This window comes from Sediminibacterium sp. FW305-C-61 (assembly GCF_058231065.1).
On the sequence record NZ_JBIQXR010000004.1, the window covers coordinates 48,115 to 67,823 of the forward strand.

A 19,709-nucleotide genomic window follows, 5' to 3' on the forward strand; every position below is an offset into this window, starting at 1 on the left:
TGGTCAATTGTCAAATTTGGAAAACGAATACCTATTCACCATTCACCATTGACCATTCACATCAAACAAGTGTTTCAAAAAACCAAAAAACAATCAGATGGCTTTAGATAAATTCGGTATAGCAAAAAGAATCGCACAGGAATTACGGGATGGCATGTATGTGAATCTCGGAATTGGTATACCTACGCTGGTAGCAAATTTTATTCCTGAGGGCATGACGGTTGTATTTCAGAGCGAGAACGGGATTTTGGGTATGGGGCCTTATCCTAAAGAAGATGCAATTGATGCTGACCTGATTAATGCCGGCAAGGAAACTGTAACGGTTATACCCGGTGGCGCATTTTTTGATAGCGCGGAAAGTTTTGGTATGATCAGGGCTGGTAAAATTGATCTGACTGTATTAGGGGCCATGGAAGTGAGTGAAAACGGGGATATTGCCAACTGGAAAATCCCAGGGAAAATGGTAAAGGGAATGGGTGGTGCCATGGATCTGGTTGCAAGTGCAAGGAATATCATTGTAGCAATGATGCATACCAATCCCAAAGGGGAAAGTAAATTATTGCCCAGATGCAGTTTACCTCTTACAGGTGTTGGCTGTGTAAAGAAAGTAGTAACTGAACTGGCTGCACTAGATATAACCAATGAAGGGTTTGTACTACTGGAACGAGCCCCTGGTGTTTCGGTCGAAGAAATAAAAGCAAAAACAGCCGGAAAATTAATCATCCCGGAACATGTTCCGGAAATGCAGTTGTAATCAGCCTCAACTTTTTTTGACCAATATTGTTTAATCAGCAATTAACTTTAAAACAAATAATATGAGTATTCAAGTAGGTGTTCAGGCACCGGATTTTTCACTGTTCGATACAGATAAGAACAAAGTAAGTTTAGCAGAGCAAAAAGGAAAAAATGTAGTAGTGCTATTTTTTCCGTTGGCATTTACAGGTGTTTGTACAGCCGAGTTGTGTAATGTGCGCGACAATATCGGCCTGTATAACAATACCAATGCAGTAGTATTTGGCGTTTCTGTAGATTCCCTGTTTTCTCTGGGTAAATTCCGCGAGGAGCAAAACCTCAATTTTCAATTACTGAGTGATTTCAACAAGGAAGCAGCAAAAGCATACGGTGTACTTTATGAGACTTTCCCCGCTTTTGAAATGCAGGGTGTGAGCAAACGTGCCGCATTTGTTATTGATAAAGAAGGCGTAGTAAAATATGCAGAAGTTTGTCCAACCCCAGGTGATCTTCCAAACTTTGAGGCAATACAGCAAACGCTGAGTAGCCTGTAAGATGGTTGATAGTCCATGGTCCATAGACCATAGTCCATAGTCCATAATCAATGGACCATGGACTATGGTCTATGGACTATCGCCCTACATAACCAGATCCCCCCCAATTCATTGATTCTACATTCATTATCTGTCATTCCCCGGGTTTTAACACTGGTTTTTGTAAAAATCAAGTCAATTAACTAACTTTATAGTATCATACTTGACCCATGGGAAAAAAGTACACAATACTTTTACTGGTATTTTTTGTACTAGGAAGCAGTTTTGCATCCGACCCGGTATTTAATGTCAATAAGCTAACCTCATTTCCAGAGCTTCAATCAAAAGTTTCCCGTTTCTATCCCAACCCTGCTACAACCGTTATTAATTTTGAATTTGATAAAACTGTCGATAAAACCTATACCCTGGTTATCTGTAATTTTCTGGGTAAACGTATGACTGAAGTTCGGATCACCGAAGCGAAAATTGTGATCAATCTTGACGATGAGTATTATCGTGGTTTATATGTTTACCAGCTTCGCGACCAGCGCAACCGGATCGTAGAATCCGGCAAGTTTCAGGTGGTTAAATAATAGCCTGACTTTCCCCCTCTGCTTTGATACCCCCATACAATTTAAGCCAGAAACCTTCCTTTTATTCTTTATATTTAAGTCTGTCTGATAATCAGGACATAGAAACTAATCTTGCTTATATGAAACAATTTTTATCCATTACCCTGAGGGTATTGGTCTACATTTTACCATTAGCCGCTATTGCTCAAAGCAAAAACAACAGTGCTTCAGAATTTAATAGTACTACCTTTTCCAATCTGAAATTTCGTTCGATTGGTCCGGCGGTAACATCTGGCCGTATTTCCGATTTTGCAGTAAACCCTCAGAATGCAAGTGAATACTATGTAGCCAGTTCTGCAGGCGGTGTATGGAAAACAACCAATCATGGGGTAACCTTTCAACCCATATTCGATGCCCAGGGTTCTTACTCAATTGGATGCGTAACCATTGATCCTAATAACCCAAATATTATCTGGGTAGGGTCTGGTGAGAATAATAATCAGCGATCAGTATCCTACGGTGATGGCGTTTACAAATCAGAAGACGCAGGCAAGACCTGGAAGAATATGGGTCTGAAAAATTCGGAACATATCGCAGAAGTTATTGTTGATCCCACCAATTCAAATATCATTTATGTGGCGGCTTATGGTCCGGTATGGAGCGAAGGGGGAGAGCGTGGTGTATATAAATCTGTAGACGGGGGTCAAACCTGGAATGCCATTAAAACGGTAAGCAATTATACGGGTTGTAATGACCTGGTAATGGATCCTCGCAATCCTAATGTACTATATGCTTCTTTTCATCAGCGCATGCGTAAAGTGTTTACTTATATAGGTGGCGGACCAGAATCCGCTTTGTATAAAACCACCGATGGGGGCGCAACATGGAAAAAACTGGAAGGTGGTTTTCCAGGGGGTGAATTAGGTAGAATTGGTTTGGCTATTAGTCCTGTTAATCCAGACATTCTATATACTGTAGTAGAAGGCAAAGACAATAAGGGAGGTATCTATCAATCTAAAGACCAGGGACTGAGTTGGGAAAAAAGAAGTGGCTATGCAACTTCTGGTAATTACTACCAGGAAATTGTTTGCGATCCTAAAAATGTAAACCGGATTTTTATTACCGATACTTATTATAAAGTAAGCGATGATGGTGGTAAAACTGTTTACAATCTCGGAGAAATTAATAAGCATATTGATAACCATGCTATCTGGATCGACCCCCTAGACACAGATCATTTACTGGTTGGTTGTGATGGCGGTGTCTACGAAACCTGGGATTATGCAAAGACCTGGGATTTTAAATCTAATCTACCTGTTACGCAATTTTACAAAGTAGCCACTGATAATGCTTATCCGTTTTATGGCGTACATGGAGGCACACAGGATAATTTAAGTCTTGGAGGACCAAGCAGAACAACATCTGCCAACGGAATAGTGAATGCGGACTGGTATGTTACTTCTCTCGGTGATGGCTTTGAATCTCAGGTAGATCAATCAAATCCCGATATCATTTATGCGCAGAGTCAATATGGTGGTATTGTTCGATTCGATAGAAAAAGTGGCGAGTATTTAGACATCAAACCATCCGAAGGTGAAAATGAACCTGCCTATCGATGGAATTGGGATGCGCCCTTGCTGATTAGTCAGCACGATAATGCCCGCTTATATTTAGGTGCAAATAAATTATTCAGAACAGATGACAGAGGCAATAGCTGGAAAGTAATAAGTCCTGATTTAACCCATCAAATTGATCGGAATAAAATTGAAGTAATGGGAAGGGTATGGTCCGTTGATGCAATTGCAAAAAACGGAAGCACAGATATTTTCGGACAACTTACTTCTGTTGCCGAGTCAAAAATTAATCCAGATATGTTATGGGTTGGTACAGATGATGGATTAATTCAATTAACCACAGATGGCGGTAAAAACTGGACCAAATTCGATAACCTTCCAGGTGTTCCTTCTATGAGTTATGTGCACCAGATAATTGCTTCTTTACACGATGTAAATACAGCATACGTTTGTTTTAACCACCATCGCTATGGCGATTTTAAACCTTATGTTTTAAAAACTACCGATGCGGGTAAAACATGGAAACCTATTCAGGCTAATCTCCCACAAAAGGGGAGCGTTTATAGTATCGCAGAAGATCATGTAGATAAAGATCTCCTGTTTGTTGGTACCGAATTTGGCGTTTTCTTCTCCAATAATGGCGGTCAGGAATGGATTCAATTGAAAGGAGGATTACCAGTTACAGCAGTTCGTGATATCGAGATTCAACGAAGAGAAAATGACCTGGTACTTGCAACATTTGGTCGTGGTTTCTATATACTCGATGATTACAGTGTATTACGTTCTTTTAAAAAAGAAAGCCTTACCAAAGACGCAGCAATTTTTCCGGTAAAAGAAAGTCTTATGTACATCGAAAGACTACCATTGGGTCTGCGCGATAAAGGTCATTTAGGTAGTAGTTATTTTGGTACACCTAACCCACAAGTAGGGGCAGTTTTTACTTATTACATTAAAGAGGATAGTAAAAAACTAAAAGAGATTCGCGCCGCCAGGGAAAAGGAAAAAACCGAAAAAGGGGAAAAAGTTTATTATCCGGATATCGACAGTCTGCGTTTAGAAGATAACCAACCTGATCCGTACTTATTGTTCACTATTCGTGATAAAGCAGGAGACATTGTCAGACATCTCAAAGCGCCAGCTAAAAAAGGCTTGCAAAAGATTGTATGGGATTTCAGGTACGCTACACCTGCTCCTGTAATAGGCCGGAGAACGCCTGCACCTGATGAATTGTTTGGCAGAGAAGAATTGGGGCATCTTGCAATGCCGGGTGAATACACTGTTAGCTTGTCCAGGTTTGAAAATGGATTACTAACTGAAATAGCCGGACCAGTTTCTTTTACCTGTAAATTATTGCAACAAAGTAGTCTGCCTGTAAATATGGAAGATAATGTAGCATTCTATAAACAGGTATCATCATTACGTAAAGCTACAAGTGCGGCTACGGATATATATGGTGATATGCGTTCGCGTATCAGCAATATCCTTGCAGCAGCCCAGGATATTCCGGCTTCTCCAAAATCAATCATCGAAAAAGCATATATCCTAACTAATAAGCTGAATGAAATTGGCATTCAATTAAACGGTGATGCAACAAAATCCCGTCGTGAATTTGAAACACCACCTTCCATCAATGCGAGGGTAGGTAACGTAGAAAATGGCGTATGGAATTCAACATCGTCCATCACTACAACTTATCGGAATGATTATGCGATTGCATCAAAAGGCTTAACCGTGGTAATCGCCGCCATGCGCAAACTCGATGAAGAAATCGTTGCCCTTGAAAAGCAATTAGAACTTAATAAAGCCCCATATACTCCGGGAAGGTGGCCGGAATGGAGGTAGGGGGCGAGAATTCAAAAGTCAAAAGTCAAAATTCAAAATTCAAAATTCAAAAATCAATACTGATTGGTATAACGGTTTTTTGACTTTTGACTTTTGACTTTTGATTTTCGAATTTATCTATCCGCCACTTCCACAATCAGAAACTTCAAATAATTCGTGTTTTCCATTCCCCAGATAATGGGGTGATCACTTGCCTGGGCTTGAAAAGTTACCTGTCTTATTTTTTTGCGGGCATCTTTTGCGGCCATTTCAATGGTTTGGAGGAATAAATCTGGCTGAACAAGGTTGGTACAACTGGAGGTAACCAGGAAACCACCATTACGAATGAGTTTCATTCCTCTCAGGTTAATTTCTTTATATCCGGTGATAGCTTTCTGTATATTCTCCCTGCTTTTTGTAAAAGCGGGTGGGTCAAGCATAACAACATCGTATTGACGCCCATCTTTGCCCCATTGTTTTAAAACATCAAAAGCATTCATTGCCTCAAACCGGCAAATATTTTCCAGTCCGTTCAATGCGGCATTTCGGTTGGCCTGTGCTACTGCATTTTCAGAAATATCTAAACCAAGTACAGATTTTGCACCGTAGTGTGCAGCGTGTATTTCAAAAGTACCGGTATAGGTAAATGCACCTAATACTTCTGCTCCTTTTACAATATGTTGAATAGCCCTTCTGTTATCCTGCTGATCGAGGAAATACCCTGTTTTCTGTCCGTTTTCGAGGTCAACATGGAACTTTAATCCATTTTCATTGATGATGATCTTTGGATCAAAGGGGGCAGATAAAAAACCTTTTAGTTGTGAAAGTCCTTCCAGTTCCCTAACCGGTACATCATTTCTTTCATAAATACCTTTGGGTGAGAATATCTCATTTAATGCGGCTACAATAGCAGATTTCCATTTGTCCATACCCAGCGACAGGGTCTGCAAAACAAAATAATCATTGAATTTATCGATGATCAAGGCCGGCATATAATCTGCTTCGCCAAAAATGAGGCGGCAGTTTTCGGTATAACCAATTTTTTGGCGGTATGACCATGCCTGGGCAATACGGTTATAAAAGAACTGGTCGTTTATTTCCTCCTGTTTACGGGTGAGGAGGCGCACCATAATCTGTGATTTTGGGTTCACATAACCACGTCCGGCGAACTTGCCATCTGCAAAAAATACATCTACTATATCACCTGCTTCCACAGGTCCCGATAGTTTTTCAACTTCATTTCCAAAGATCCAGGGATGTCCATTGGCAATTCTGGGGGCAATTTTCTTCCGGAGAAACACATTTATCATCCGGCAAAGATACTTAATAGCAGAATCTTCAATGCTGTTAAAGCGACCGGAAAAGGGGCTGTTTATTGGTTTTCGACTGACAAGTCCAGCTATTTGCCCCCATAAACTGCCAAATTTTCCCGTTTCTTTGCATCGGCAAAATTTTTGACAGGTTTAGCCACATTAAGTATTAAGTAAAATAATTATGGAAGAGCAGGCAACCACATCGAATATGAATGAAGCAACAAACCAGGAAATCGATATCAATGCGGATGAAAATGCTGCAGGAACCTCGCACCTGAATGAACCGGTGGCTGACGACAGCGAACTGGAAAAATTACAGGCTGAGTTGCAGGAGCAAAAGGATAAATACCTTCGCCTGATGGCCGAGTTTGACAATTTCAGACGCAGAACAGCAAAAGAGCGTATTGAGCTAATTCAAACTGCGGGGAAAGACGTAATCGTTTCTCTGTTGGACGTACTTGACGACTGTGACCGTGCTGAAAAACAGTTGCAAAGCAGTGATGATATCGCTGTTCAGAAAGAGGGAATACAACTCGTTTTCAATAAACTTCGTTCAAATCTGCAGGCGAAAGGTGTAAAAGCAATGGAGAGTATCAACGCTGATTTCGACGTGGAAAAACATGAAGCCATCACAGAAATTCCTGCACCTTCTGAAGATATGAAAGGGAAAGTGATAGATGAAGTGATGAAGGGATATTATCTCAACGATAAAATTATCCGCTTCGCTAAAGTAGTAGTAGGAAAATAATTTTCGAATCTTTGATTTTTTAATTTTTCGATGGAAGAATTAAAAATCAGCAAATCAAAGATCAAAAAATCAAAGATCAAAGATCAAAAATGGCTAAAAGAGACTTTTACGAAATATTGGGGGTGAGTAAATCTGCTTCCGCCGATGAGATTAAGAAAGCTTATCGGAAAGTGGCGATGCAATTTCACCCAGACCGTAACCCTGGAGACAAAGAAGCCGAGGAGAAATTCAAGGAAGCGGCGGAAGCTTATGAGATATTGAGTGATGCCGACAAAAAAGCAAAGTATGATCGTTATGGTCATGCTGCGTTTGGACCTGGTACAGGTGGTAATGCCGGTGGTTATGGTGGAGGAATGAATATGGATGATATCTTCAGTCAGTTTGGAGATATTTTCGGTGATGATATGTTCGGTAGTTTCTTTGGTGGAGGAAGAAGAAGCAGTGGTGGTGGCAGCTCAAGAGCAAGGGGGCAAAGAGGAAGTAACCTTCGCATCAAACTCAAACTAAACTTTGAAGAAATTGCCAAAGGTGTTACCAAGAACGTAAAAGTAAAAAAACACATTCTCTGTAATACCTGTGGAGGTAATGGCGCAAAAGATAAAAACAGTGTGCAGACCTGCGGAACCTGTGGCGGAACGGGACAGGTAAGACGCGTAACAAACACTTTCCTTGGTCAAATGCAGACTGTTAGCACTTGTCCAACCTGTAATGGTGAGGGATCTACTGTAACCGCAAAATGTGGCAGTTGTAAGGGTGAAGGAAGGGTTTATGGTGAGGAGACCATTAGTATTGATATTCCGGCAGGTGTGCAGGAAGGCATGCAACTGAGCATGAGTGGTAAAGGAAATGCCGGAGAAAGGGGTGGATATGCAGGAGACTTGATTATACAAATTGAGGAAGAAGCACATCCTGAACTACAACGCGATGGATTGAATGTTGCTTATGAATTACATCTTTCATTTCCTGATGCAGTATTCGGCACCCAGGTAGAAGTACCTACGATTGATGGAAGAGCTAAAATTAAAATACCAGCCGGCACGCAAAGTGGCAAAATTTTCCGTCTGAAAGGAAAAGGTTTTCCTGAAGTGCAAGGATACAATAAAGGTGATCAATTAATTTATGTGAATGTATGGACTCCTCAGCAGGTAAGCGATGAAGAAAAACGTATACTTGAAAAACTAGGGGAGAGTTCAAATTTCAAACCTAATCCAACCAAAGGCGATAAGAGTTTCTTTGAAAGGGTTAAGGAAGCTTTTAGCTAGTGGGTGCTGGTTGAGCCATTAGCCATTGGCCTTTAGCCCTTAGCTATCAATGCGAATCAAGGGTTGAGATTGCATAGGAGCGAGAAATGGAACGCAGATTTATCATGATTATCATGATAGATCATGATAAATCCGTGTTCTATCTAAGCAGCCAAATAAGATTTAAAGCTATTATTTCGTAAGAGCCTGCCTTAATGACCTCGAAAGATTCTTCTATTGATGATTTTTCATTATTAGCTAATTCCAACTCTTAATTCGACTACTTAATTATCTTCTATTTACAATAAACGCTTAACAATTAGTCACCAACTGCTAATGGCTAAAGGCTAATAGCTAAAAGCCAAAAAGCTATTTCCTTTTTTTCTTCGAAGGATTATACAACTGTATCGCCTGTTCTAATAGCTTGCCAAATTCGTTCTGCAAAACATTGTTTTTTTGTATGCCGGATTTGGCAAGCGTTAATACATCTTCCAACATATAATCCTTAGTAAAGTGGGAATCTCGTAAGACTGAGCCAAACATCGCAACTGAAGCAGCAAAGCGGTAAGTGCTGTCGGTTTGTGTAATATCAACAGGCTGGTAATGGCAAGAGAATATTTGGCGAATCAGCTCATTCGATCCTGTTTTTTTATATCTGAGCTCTAGCGATGCCAGCAGTTGTTGAGCAGAAGCTGCACTATCTTTTGCGGGGCATAATTCGAAGATCGCGGTGATTGTATGGCCACTTCCTATTTCTCCACCTTCCAGTATACTGCTGCTGTCTTCAAGGGCCGATTTTTTATTATCGAAACCAATAAGTCTGTACTGATGCACTGTTGCATTGTTAAACCGAACATTTATTGCAGCATCATCCGCTACCGCAAAAATGGTTTTGGTAAATTCTTTCACCAATACTTTTTCTGCTTCCCTTATTTGGTCAATATAAGCAAAATTGCCGTTGCCTTTTTTGGAGAGTGATTCTAGTTTACTGTCTTTATAGTTGCCCATTCCAACACCCAAACAAGTAAGGTAAATGCCTGATTGCTGGTAGCGGATGATTAAATCTTCCAATTCTTTTTCCGACGATTGACCAACGTTGAAATCCCCATCTGTAGCAAGGATAACACGGTTGTTACCATTGGGTATAAACTGATCTTTTGCCAATTTGTAAGCAAGCTGAATGGCACCAGAACCAGGGGTATCGCCTCCTGCAGTAAGAGAATCAATGATATTTCGCATGTGCGCTTTATGTGCGCCACCAGTAGGAGGGAGTACAATGCCAACACCGCCACCATAAGTGGCAATGGTTACCGTATCACAATCACGCAAATTATTGACCAGCATTTTAAATGCCGATTGCAATAATGGAAGCCTGTTAGGTTTATCCATTGAGCCGGAAATATCTATCAGGAAAACGAGATTGGAAGGAGGGATGTCATCAAGTGGTAAACTCGGTGCTTCAAGTTGAAGGAATAATAATTGATTGTTTTTATTCCATGGGCAACTGGTATGTTTATAATTAAAACGGAATTGTGTTTTATCGGTAGAGTGCTGTTGTTCTGGAATAGGCAGGCTGAAATAGTTAAGCATCTCTTCAATCCTGACCGCATCTTTGGGAACAAACATTTGGTTTGAAATAAACCTTCTTACATTGCTGTAAGCCGCATTGTCGATGTTGAGAGAAAAACCGGTTTCCGGAAAAGTGGCGGCAGTTATAAACTCATTTTCAACCAGGTTGCTGTAACTCTCGCCAAGAGATGAATAAGGGGTGTTATCACCATTTACCGCATTGGTAACAATTGAAGAGCGATTGTTTTTATACAGTTTAAGTGTACCTGGTATTGTTTTGAGTGTTATATGCAGGTACGACTTACTTCCAGCAAAAAGATTAAGTGTTTCATAACCCTCGAAAGACAGATTAATGGAGTCGTTCTGTTGTTTAATGGAAATACCAAATGCCCCGCTATGCCCTGTTGTAAATACTTGTCCTGGTTTAGACTTCAGTTTTATTTTTACACCATCGAGTAAGGTTCCAAATTCGTTTCTTACTTCCCCACGCAAATAGTATTGCGCAGCTACGGGTAGCTGAATGGCAAATAGGCAGCATGATAATATCCAAATGGGGGTACGCATTTGGCAAAAGGGGTTTCTACTACAATATAACGCTTAATAGGCGGCCTTTGTATATAGAATCCGTTAAAGCCTTGTTATGCTTCGGTCTTAAGCTGGTAAATTTCTTTGATATTTCTACCGAGGCCGTCATAGTCTAGTCCATACCCTAATACAAACCTGTTAGGGATGGTAAAACAACAATAATCGATATTGATGGGGTATTTCATTGCATCTGGCTTGTGCAAGAGTACAGCTACTTTAAGTGAAAGCGGTTGCTGGTTGAAGAGCTGGGGCAGAAACTCGCTCATGGTTTTACCTGTATCGATAATATCTTCAAGGATAACAACATGACGGTTATTGATTTCAGTATCTAAACCTATTGCAGTAATAACTTGTCCGGTTGATTTAGTGCCCTTATAAGAAGCGAGTTTAATAAAACAGATTTCCGCTTCAATGCTCAGTTCTTTAAAAAGATCTGCTGCGAACATGAATGATCCGTTAAGGATAGCAATAAATAAAGGCTTTTTACCGGCATAGTCTTTGTCGAGTAAAGCAGCCAGCTCCTTAACTTTTTCACGTATCAAATCTTCAGGTAAATAGGGAACAAATTCTTTATCGTGAACAGTGATCACATTCATGCGGAATTATTTTGTATTTTTTGTTTTTGCTTTCGGTGCTGCATTTTTTATCTCAGCAGGTGAACGCAGGTATAGTTTTTGACCTGCACTGATTTGACTGTCTTTTTTGAGTTTATTGTACTCCATCAGGCTTTCCAATCGAATACCTTCTTTCTGTCCTATGGCATGTAAGGTTTCACCCGGAGCCACTTCATGGATATCAGAAGCACCTCTTTTTTGTTTCTTCTCAATGAAAAGCAATTGATCCGTTTCAAGGATATCGCTTTCTGGTAATTCATTAAAGTCGAATAATTTGCTTAGACTGATATCATACCTATGTGCGAGTGCCAGTAAGGAAGTACCTTCTTTTGCATAGATGGCTTTGGTATGATTAATGGTGAATACGCCTTCCGGATAGGGTGATGATTTTTTATCAGCAACCGTAGGTGTATTTTTCTCTGTAACAACGGTATCATCAGTAGCTTCTGGGGTTACCTCGCTAGCTGTTTGTGCAGGAGTAACTTTAACTGGTTCTTTTGCTTTAACTTCTTCCGTCGTTTTTATTTCGCTTGCTTTATCTGTCAGAGCTTTGTCTTCCTTTTCTTTTATTTCTGCAGGCTTCAGCTCAGCAGGGGCAGGTTTGGCAGGTTCCGCAGTTATAGTGGTTGATTGCTGTGGAATAGGTGCATTCCTGTTATCTCTGATGGCCAGTGCCAGCATCGTGTATTGGTGTAACTTATAATCCTCAATAACCCTAAGTAGTTTCTCCGGATAGGTAGAACTGGTGGCATAACCAGCGCGTTTTAGTCCATAAGCCCATCCGGTAATATCTGTTGGTTCCAGTTTAAAGAGGAAGGCGTAATGAGGCCTGTTTTTAAGAAAATCTGAATGGTCTTTATACGATTGTTCAACTGATGGATAAACCCTAAAGCATTCTCCTTTTGCATCGTCATCCTGGTAAGTTTTATCACCTGTCCATTCAGTTTTACATTTTATACCAAAATGGTTGTTGGCATTTTTGGCAAGTGGACTTTCACCAAATTTAGACTCAAGTATACCCTGCGCCAGTTTAATAGAAGCGGGTACGCCAGTCCGAAGCATTTCTTCGATAGCCAGGTCTTTATAGCTATTGATATATGCTTCTGTTTTTTCTTTCACAGTTAGATCCTGTGCAAAAACCATTGTTTGCATAGAAGCATAAACTGTGATCAATAATATCCATTTTTTCATTGTTCTTTTCCCTGGTTTTTGTTGCATCAAATTTGTCCGCAAACATTTCCTGTTCAAGCAAGTAATGTTCAGCGTTTTTTCAGGCTTCTTTCTTTTTTATCATTAACAAACCGTCTCTGATAGTTAATAATACCTGTTCTGTTCTTTCGTCATTACGCACATGTTCATTAAATGCGTGAATGGCTTTGGCATTTTTCCCGCTAATGGGGTCTTCCAATACTTGTCCATGAAACAGGACATTATCTGCCAAAATGATTCCATTTTTACTGAGTTTCGGAACTATTTGTTCATAGTACCCGATATACCCTGTTTTATCGGCGTCGATAAAAACGAGGTCCCATTCGTAAGGTAAACGGGGTATTATTTCCGCCGCATTACCGATGTGCAAATTTATCTGATGGTTTCTATTGCTTTTGCTAAAATAATTCCGCGCTGTGCTGGCATCCTCCTCCCGACACTCCAGTGTATGCAATTCTCCGTCTGGTGTAAGTCCTTCTGCCAGACAAAGTGCGCTATACCCTGTAAATGTACCTATCTCTAAAACGTACTTTGGGCGCATAATAGTGCTCAGAAAGGATAAAAATTTCCCCTGTACCTGTCCGCTAAGCATATGGGCCAGCGGATGTTCCTTTTGGGTGAAGGCGGCAATCTCCTGTAAGAGTCCCTCTTCCGAAGCGGTAAATGCCTGTGCATAAGCCTCTGCTTCGGGGGAAATAATCAGGGGGGTATTCATATTACAAAGATACGAAAACCCATCTGAAGGGTAGAAGGCGGCAGATTTTAGCTTTTTACTGCCATAGAAAAGGTGTAGTTTGGGTTTAGAGTAAGGTGTTAGGGGTTAGGGGTTAGGTGTTAGGTGTTAGGAAGACATTGCAGCGTCTGGTACCGCACCCTAATACCTAACACCTAATACCTAACCCCTAACCCCTGTATTTACATTCATCTATTTAAAATATAAATGACATGTCACTACCTGAATTTCCAAATGGATTTGATTCATGGCAAAAAACGCATTTTGAAGTAGTAGAAGTGTTGTGTTATATCCGTTCCTTAGAGGAAGCGGAACAGCCAAAAAGTTTTGCCGAAGTGGTTGACCAAACGGCCAGTGAAGAAATGTATCAGCTTGCATTTGACCTCACTAATAAGTACGAGGCCGTGTCTAAGGGTAAAACAAGAACCCGCAGTCTTTTTGATGATATTGAGGAGTTTGTATGGGGTGAGGTAAAGAAAGAGGCTTAATCTACCTGCGGAAAGAATTGTTTAGTGATGGCAGTCTTTTCCTTGTTTATATAAGCCAGAAAAGCAGTAGCAACTGGTGATAATTTTTTCCCTTTTAGCCAGATGAGTTGCCAGGCCGTTTGAATGGGCAGGCCTTTTACGGGGATGATTTTCATATCTCCATTCTTCAACTCATTCTTAATACCGATCAGGGGCATTATAGAGTAACCCAGTCCAGCGAGCACAGCCTGCTTTACAGCTTCATTTGAAGTAAGTTCCATTTTTTTACGAAAAATGAGGTGGTGTTTTTCGATAAATCTTTCCATGGTTTGCCTTGTGCCAGAACCATTTTCCCTGAAAATCAATGGCAGTTCTTCGAATATTTTTTTTACGGGGCCTTTGGCATTTATCTTAGAACCACGGGCACCTACTAGATATAGTTTATTGGGTAATAATTCGATTCTGTTTAATTGAAGGGTGTCGGGGATGATGGAAACCAGTGAAAAGTCGACCTCATTTCTGTCAAGACTTTCAATCACTTTTGCTTTATTGGTTACATCCATTAGTAGGTCTACGCCTGGATGTTGTTTCATAAATCCGGTCAGGAAATAAGGCATCACATATTTGCCTGTTGAAACAACAGAAATTTTAAGCCTGCCTGAAATCTGTCCCTGATAGGCCTGTGTCTTATAATTGATGGCATTTACTTCATTAAGTATAGCCTCGGCAGCACTGGCAATTTCTTTTCCAAAATCTGTTACGTATAATTTCCTGCCTACTACTTCGGTAAGTGGTATATCAAACTGATCCTGAAAATTTTTTAGCTGAATGGAGACCGCAGGTTGTGTAAGGTATAGTTCTTCTGCAGCCTTTGTAACACTTTGTGTTTGCGCCACTTTCAGGAATATCTGCAATTGGTTGAGCGTATAATTCATAAAAATAATTTATGGATAATATTGTAAAGATAAATAATAATATATAATCAGTTCCGCTCATTTTTGCGTCATCAATCACAAAAACCAATCAAGTATGACAAGAATCACAATTGCAAAAGGAGATGGAATTGGTCCTGAAATTATGGACGCTACGCTGGAAATTCTCATGGCAGCCGGTGCACAGATTGAAATCGATGAAATTGAAGTAGGCGAGAAAGTGTACCTGGCCGGAAATAATGCTGGTATCGCCAAAGAAGCATGGGATACCATTCGCAGGAATAAAGTTTTCCTGAAAGCCCCGATTACTACGCCACAGGGAGGCGGGTATAAAAGTTTGAATGTAACCACCCGTAAGTTCCTGGGTCTTTATGCAAATGTGCGTCCATGTATGAGTCTTCACCCCTATGTGAAAACAAAACATCCAAAAATGGACATCGTGATCATCCGCGAAAATGAAGAGGACCTTTACGCTGGTATCGAGCACCAGCAAACGGATGAAGTAGTTCAGTGTTTAAAACTGATCAGCAGACCAGGGTGTGAGAAAATTGTACGTTATGCTTTTGAATATGCAAAACAGTATGGTCGCAAAAAAGTAACCTGTTTTACCAAAGACAATATCATGAAACAAACAGATGGTTTGTTTCACCAGGTATTCGATGAAATTGCGAAGGAATACCCCGAAATAGAAAACGAGCACTGGATCATCGATATAGGCGCTGCAAAAGTAGCCGACACACCAGAATATTTCGATGTGATTGTTATGCCGAACTTATATGGAGATGTACTATCTGATGTTGCCGCACAGATTACGGGTTCTGTTGGACTTGCTGGCTCTGCTAACATCGGAGAATCATGCGCTATGTTTGAGGCAATCCACGGCTCTGCACCCAGGAGAGCAGGACAGAATGCCGCCAATCCATCAGGTTTATTGCAAGGTGCGATAATGATGTTGAATCATATCGGTCAGCCAGCAATCGCTGAAAAAGTTCAGAATGCCTGGTTGAAAACAATAGAAGATGGTATTCATACCTACGACATCTTCAAAGAAGGGGTAAGTAAGCAACAAGTGGGTACAAAGGAATTTGCACAGGCTGTGATTGCTAACCTCGGTCAGAAACCTGTTCAACTGAAAGCAGTTGAATACAATGAACAGGCTGTATTAAACCTGCCAAAGTATACACGTAAAACACCTTCTAAAAAAGAACTGGTTGGCGTAGACCTCTTCGTTCACTGGGATGGGTACAAAGCCGATGATCTTGCTGCGAAGATTAAGCAGGTAGAAGTACACGGTGTTGAATTATCTATGATTACAAACAGAGGTATTAAAGTATGGCCGGAAGGTTTTGATGAAACATTCTGCACCGACCATTGGAGATGCCGCTTTAAACCAGCTAATGCTGCCGGTGTAACTAAGCAGCAAATCATCGAGCTATTGGAAAAAGCAGAAGCGCATGGAATCGATACCATTAAAACCGAAAACCTCTACACTTTTAATGGTAAACAAGCTTATTCACTTGGACAGGGGCAATAAACAAAATCAATAATATGGTACAATTACAATTAATCAAAGGCAGTTTCGATAAGTCAGAAGCACTTGAACTTATCTCGCAGATGGTACATGTGAAAATCAAGTACCATGAAAATAAAATCAAAGGAAGCGAGAAGGAAGAAGATATCAAGATGCGTGAAAAAAGAATCAAACAATTGCAACATGAGTTTCATGAACTCAGGACACAACTGATGTCTGTGGATCAAACCATAAACATCGAATCTGGAATCGGGATAGCTTAAATAATCAATATGAAAAACACAGAAAATATAGTGCTAATCAAAGGCGAGTTTACACCAGCCGAAGCAAAAGAAGTATTGTTTGCAATACTCAACAACAAAATCAACTTCCATCGCATGAAGAACTTCAGCGCAGAGGAACGTTTCGGTAAAGCAGATCCATCATCAAGTAAAAGATTGCTCGAGCTTGAACAAAGCAGGGAAATGATTAAAGACTACCTCTCTGCCATGGAAGCAGGAGGTAATATGGTTGTTATGGAGTCGATGGTTCAGCTTTCAGCAGGTGATAAAATGAAATCGCCCGAGCCAACAGATGAAGTTCCAAAGACCTCTGTAAATACTGAAGCAGATTTAATTCAGCTTTGGTAGTGGGGTGCTGGGTACTAGGTGCTAGGTATTAGGTGTTAGGTGTTAGGCGTTAGTGTTATTTTTTAAAGACTAATTTAAAATACCCAGTACCCAGTACCCAGTACCTAAAACCCACTACCTAAAACCTAACACCTAATACCTAACTCCTAACCCCTCTAACCATTGCTTCTTCGTGAAATCAATAATAATCCCAGGAAGGTAATTAGTCCGTTGATGATCAGGAGTTCTAATCCGATCTCAAAAGAACCGAAGAGTTGTTTCTGGAATTTATCTACCAGGAGACAGAGTAACGGAGAAGCAATACATATTAACGGAACAAGCTTATCGTTTACCGCTCGTTTCATCAATATGCCAAAGGTGAATAGGCCGAGTAATGGACCGTAGGTATAAGCAGCCACTTTAAGTATTACGCCGATCATACTGCTGCTATCGATCCATTTGTATACCATTACAAAGAGTAAGAAAATGCCGGCAAACACCAGGTGAACACGTTGTCTTATTTTTTTCTTTTGCGCATCGGTCCAGTCGTTACGACGCTGTAGTCCGATAATATCAATACAGAAAGAAGAAGTTAAAGCGGTGATAGCTCCATCAGCACTTGGGAAAAGGGCAGATATCAGTGCTATGATAAAAATTACCGAAACCATTTTTGGCATGTGTTGCAATGCAATGGTAGGGAACAGTTTATCGCCAGTTGCTGCAATACCCTGGGCATCTGCATAGAGGTGCAATAAACCACCCAGGAACAGGAACAATCCTATTACTGCCAGCATGATAAAGCCAAGCGTAACCACATTTTTTTGTGAATCTTTCAGTGTCTTAACCGAAATATTTTTCTGCATCATTTCCTGATCCATACCAGTCATGGTAATGGTAACAAACGCACCAGCAAGAATTTGTTTCAAAAAGAAAAAACGGCTTTCAGGTTCGGTAAAGAAAATTTTGGAATAACCTTTATCGCCCATGGCCGCAAAGCTCTCACCGATACCCATATTGAGTTGACTCAGTATATAGACCACACAAATAACCAGACCAATCAGCATACAGGAAGTTTGTAAAGTGTCGGTCCAAACAATGGTTTTCACCCCACCTTCATAAGTGTACAATAAAATCATCAGCAATATAATAAGGGTGGTTGCCCAGAAAGGTACATGAAAGCTTTCGAGGATAGCATCCTGTAATATGCGCACTACCAGGTACAAACGAGCTGTGGCGCCCAGTGTACGTGATAGAATGAAAAAAGAAGCACCTGTTTTATAGGAAGCAAACCCAAGCCTTGAACTCAGGTAATTATAAATGGAAGTAAGGTTAAGTTTATAATAGAGTGGAAGTAATACAAAAGCAATCACCATATAACCAATAAGGTAGCCAAGGGTAATTTGCATGTAGGCGAATGATTCTTTGGCTACGGCACCAGGTACACTTACAAAAGTTACACCGCTTAGAGAAGTGCCAATCATACCGAAGGCAACCAGCATCCAATTACTGTTTCTGTTCCCAATAAAGAAAGATTCATTATTACTGTTTTTACCTGTATACCAGGCTACTACAAGCAGAATAAGGAAATACAGTATTACAAAAGAGAACAGGAGTAATGGCGACATAATAGTAGATTATTTAGTAGCGAAATATCAATCGTTCAGGGTAAAGATAGGGGTACTTTGCGGTTTATTGCGGGATTTTAAACCGAAAACTTTACAATTTTTACACCGTCTAATTTAGCTTGTAATCTTAAAGCTGCTTACATTGCGCCATAAATTGACCTTAATGCAGTTAAAGCGTATTGCAGTTTTTTGCGGTTCAAAGAATGGAAATAACCCACTTTTTCAGGCTGATGCCAGTCGCTTGGGAAAGCTGATTGCTGAATCAGGTATCATACTTATATACGGTGGAGGGAATAAGGGACTAATGGGAGCAGTGGCTAATGGTGTGATGGATCATGGAGGAAAAGTAATAGGCGTGATACCCGAAATATTATTAGAATGGGAGCATCAGCATGAAGGCATTACTGAATTACATGTTGTAAAAGACATGCATATCCGCAAGAAGATGATGTATGAATTGTGTGACGCTGCGATTGTATTACCAGGGGGAAATGGTACACTTGATGAATTGTTTGAAATGCTTACCTGGAATACGCTTAATATCCACAATAAAAAAATTATCCTGCTGAATACAGCAGGATATTATCAGTATCTTGTGGCACATATTGAGCAGATGGCACAGGAAGGTTTTTTATATGAAAACTGGCAAGACCGCCTAATCGTGGCAGCTTCAGCCGAAGAAGCTATCGCTTTTTTCGGTTAAGGTACATGCCAAATCCCGCCCTGAAAACAGGCAAAGGATCATTGAACTGATCACGGTACGGTGAATTGATATTTTGCAGCACATCAATCATCAGGGTAACATAGGAGTATTGTCCACCAACAACCCTGTTACCATAACCAATACCTACAAGCAGGCTTTCTGCATTATAGTTATAACGGGCTGTTTGATTGGTAATCACATTCTTTTGAGAAGAATTAATCCAGTTGTATTCCGGTTGCACTTGCAGGTGTAAGAAATTTACCGGCCAGATGCGGAAAAAAGTACCGGCACCATAATTGAAATTGCGAAAACGGGTGTTGCTGAAATCCGATGCATTTTGTGAGAAATAGTTAATGTTTAACGATACACCTGCATCGAGCCATTTGTTCAAACTATAACCCAGTTCCGGGTTTACACCAATATTAAAAAAGCGATTGCCAAGCGAAAGGTTTAAGCTAGATCCAAAAAACATATTTTCACGCTTAAAACCCTTTGGCTGATCATCTGTTTCAGATTGCTGTGCAAACAGAATGGTGGTAAACAATATTAGAAAAGTCGATAAAACGCTTTTTTTCATAGTCACTGGTGTTTATGCAAAT

The 19,709-nt window shown here is 40.4% G+C and carries 19 protein-coding genes; 11 read left to right on the forward strand and 8 right to left on the reverse strand.

Features of this window, described 5'->3' with window-relative positions:
- The first annotated feature begins 97 nt into the window (after positions 1 to 97).
- The 4 genes from ACH30E_RS11325 to ACH30E_RS11340 all read left to right on the forward strand — a co-directional run bounded on the left by ACH30E_RS11325 (position 98) and on the right by ACH30E_RS11340 (position 5,253).
- Positions 98 to 754 (forward strand): 3-oxoacid CoA-transferase subunit B, encoded by a 657-nt coding sequence (locus ACH30E_RS11325; RefSeq protein WP_490824902.1) that lies wholly within the window; start codon positions 98 to 100, stop codon positions 752 to 754.
- Between the two features lie 61 nt (positions 755 to 815).
- Positions 816 to 1,286 carry a redoxin domain-containing protein gene (locus tag ACH30E_RS11330; RefSeq protein ID WP_294990699.1) on the forward strand — a complete coding sequence of 157 codons (471 nt, stop codon included), beginning with the start codon at positions 816 to 818 and terminating at the stop codon, positions 1,284 to 1,286.
- A 209-nt stretch (positions 1,287 to 1,495) separates the two neighbouring features.
- On the forward strand, positions 1,496 to 1,858 hold the full coding sequence (locus ACH30E_RS11335; RefSeq protein ID WP_294990696.1) for a T9SS type A sorting domain-containing protein: 363 nt from the start codon (positions 1,496 to 1,498) through the stop codon (positions 1,856 to 1,858).
- 119 nt (positions 1,859 to 1,977) lie between these two features.
- Positions 1,978 to 5,253: a WD40/YVTN/BNR-like repeat-containing protein gene (locus tag ACH30E_RS11340; protein ID WP_490824905.1), complete on the forward strand. Its 3,276-nt coding sequence runs from the start codon at positions 1,978 to 1,980 to the stop codon at positions 5,251 to 5,253.
- A gap of 113 nt (positions 5,254 to 5,366) precedes the next feature.
- Here the strand turns inward: ACH30E_RS11340 and ACH30E_RS11345 are convergent, their stop codons facing one another.
- A complete protein-coding gene (locus ACH30E_RS11345; RefSeq protein ID WP_294990690.1) occupies positions 5,367 to 6,542 on the reverse strand; it encodes a class I SAM-dependent rRNA methyltransferase in 1,176 nt (391 codons plus the stop codon).
- A 184-nt stretch (positions 6,543 to 6,726) separates the two neighbouring features.
- On the opposite strand from ACH30E_RS11345, the gene ACH30E_RS11350 reads away from it, so the two are divergent.
- Together ACH30E_RS11350 and dnaJ are read left to right on the forward strand one after the other, a co-directional pair.
- Positions 6,727 to 7,293 (forward strand): nucleotide exchange factor GrpE, encoded by a 567-nt coding sequence (locus ACH30E_RS11350; RefSeq protein WP_294990687.1) that lies wholly within the window; start codon positions 6,727 to 6,729, stop codon positions 7,291 to 7,293.
- An 89-nt stretch (positions 7,294 to 7,382) separates the two neighbouring features.
- The gene (gene dnaJ, locus ACH30E_RS11355; RefSeq protein WP_490824907.1) at positions 7,383 to 8,555 is read left to right on the forward strand and encodes a molecular chaperone DnaJ; all 1,173 of its coding nucleotides are present in this window, start codon (positions 7,383 to 7,385) and stop codon (positions 8,553 to 8,555) included.
- A gap of 348 nt (positions 8,556 to 8,903) precedes the next feature.
- Here dnaJ and ACH30E_RS11360 read toward each other — a convergent pair whose 3' ends face one another.
- From ACH30E_RS11360 to ACH30E_RS11375, 4 genes are all read right to left on the reverse strand, one after another.
- Entirely contained in the window at positions 8,904 to 10,667 is a 1,764-nt protein-coding gene (locus ACH30E_RS11360) for a vWA domain-containing protein (protein WP_490824909.1), read from the reverse strand.
- Between the two features lie 74 nt (positions 10,668 to 10,741).
- The gene (hpt, locus tag ACH30E_RS11365; protein ID WP_294990678.1) at positions 10,742 to 11,284 is read right to left on the reverse strand and encodes a hypoxanthine phosphoribosyltransferase; all 543 of its coding nucleotides are present in this window, start codon (positions 11,282 to 11,284) and stop codon (positions 10,742 to 10,744) included.
- A gap of 6 nt (positions 11,285 to 11,290) precedes the next feature.
- Positions 11,291 to 12,493 (reverse strand): glucosaminidase domain-containing protein, encoded by a 1,203-nt coding sequence (locus tag ACH30E_RS11370; protein WP_490824910.1) that lies wholly within the window; start codon positions 12,491 to 12,493, stop codon positions 11,291 to 11,293.
- 79 nt (positions 12,494 to 12,572) lie between these two features.
- Positions 12,573 to 13,226, reverse strand: a complete 654-nt coding sequence (locus ACH30E_RS11375; protein ID WP_490824912.1) for an O-methyltransferase — start codon at positions 13,224 to 13,226, stop codon at positions 12,573 to 12,575.
- Between the two features lie 230 nt (positions 13,227 to 13,456).
- Here ACH30E_RS11375 and ACH30E_RS11380 point away from each other — a divergent pair, with 230 nt between their 5' ends.
- Positions 13,457 to 13,732 (forward strand): hypothetical protein, encoded by a 276-nt coding sequence (locus ACH30E_RS11380; RefSeq protein ID WP_490824914.1) that lies wholly within the window; start codon positions 13,457 to 13,459, stop codon positions 13,730 to 13,732.
- Here the strand turns inward: ACH30E_RS11380 and ACH30E_RS11385 are convergent.
- Entirely contained in the window at positions 13,729 to 14,646 is a 918-nt protein-coding gene (locus ACH30E_RS11385; protein ID WP_294990667.1) for a LysR family transcriptional regulator, read from the reverse strand. The two genes, ACH30E_RS11380 and ACH30E_RS11385, sit on opposite strands and share 4 nt — an antisense overlap.
- Before the next feature lie 94 nt (positions 14,647 to 14,740).
- Here ACH30E_RS11385 and ACH30E_RS11390 point away from each other — a divergent pair, with 94 nt between their 5' ends.
- Genes ACH30E_RS11390 through ACH30E_RS11400 form a run of 3 tightly spaced genes read left to right on the forward strand, consistent with a single transcriptional unit; the run spans position 14,741 to position 16,803 of the window.
- A complete protein-coding gene (locus ACH30E_RS11390) occupies positions 14,741 to 16,177 on the forward strand; it encodes an NADP-dependent isocitrate dehydrogenase (protein WP_490824916.1) in 1,437 nt (478 codons plus the stop codon).
- Between the two features lie 14 nt (positions 16,178 to 16,191).
- Positions 16,192 to 16,437 (forward strand): hypothetical protein, encoded by a 246-nt coding sequence (locus tag ACH30E_RS11395; protein WP_490824917.1) that lies wholly within the window; start codon positions 16,192 to 16,194, stop codon positions 16,435 to 16,437.
- A 9-nt stretch (positions 16,438 to 16,446) separates the two neighbouring features.
- Positions 16,447 to 16,803, forward strand: a complete 357-nt coding sequence (locus ACH30E_RS11400; protein ID WP_490824918.1) for a hypothetical protein — start codon at positions 16,447 to 16,449, stop codon at positions 16,801 to 16,803.
- Between the two features lie 155 nt (positions 16,804 to 16,958).
- On the opposite strand, the gene ACH30E_RS11405 is transcribed toward ACH30E_RS11400, so the two are convergent.
- Positions 16,959 to 18,407, reverse strand: a complete 1,449-nt coding sequence (locus ACH30E_RS11405) for a sodium:solute symporter (RefSeq protein WP_490824919.1) — start codon at positions 18,405 to 18,407, stop codon at positions 16,959 to 16,961.
- A gap of 163 nt (positions 18,408 to 18,570) precedes the next feature.
- On the opposite strand from ACH30E_RS11405, the gene ACH30E_RS11410 reads away from it, so the two are divergent.
- A complete protein-coding gene (locus tag ACH30E_RS11410) occupies positions 18,571 to 19,110 on the forward strand; it encodes an LOG family protein (RefSeq protein WP_490824920.1) in 540 nt (179 codons plus the stop codon).
- Here the strand turns inward: ACH30E_RS11410 and ACH30E_RS11415 are convergent.
- A complete protein-coding gene (locus tag ACH30E_RS11415; RefSeq protein ID WP_490824922.1) occupies positions 19,091 to 19,687 on the reverse strand; it encodes a hypothetical protein in 597 nt (198 codons plus the stop codon). The two genes, ACH30E_RS11410 and ACH30E_RS11415, sit on opposite strands and share 20 nt — an antisense overlap.
- Positions 19,688 to 19,709 lie beyond the last annotated feature (22 nt).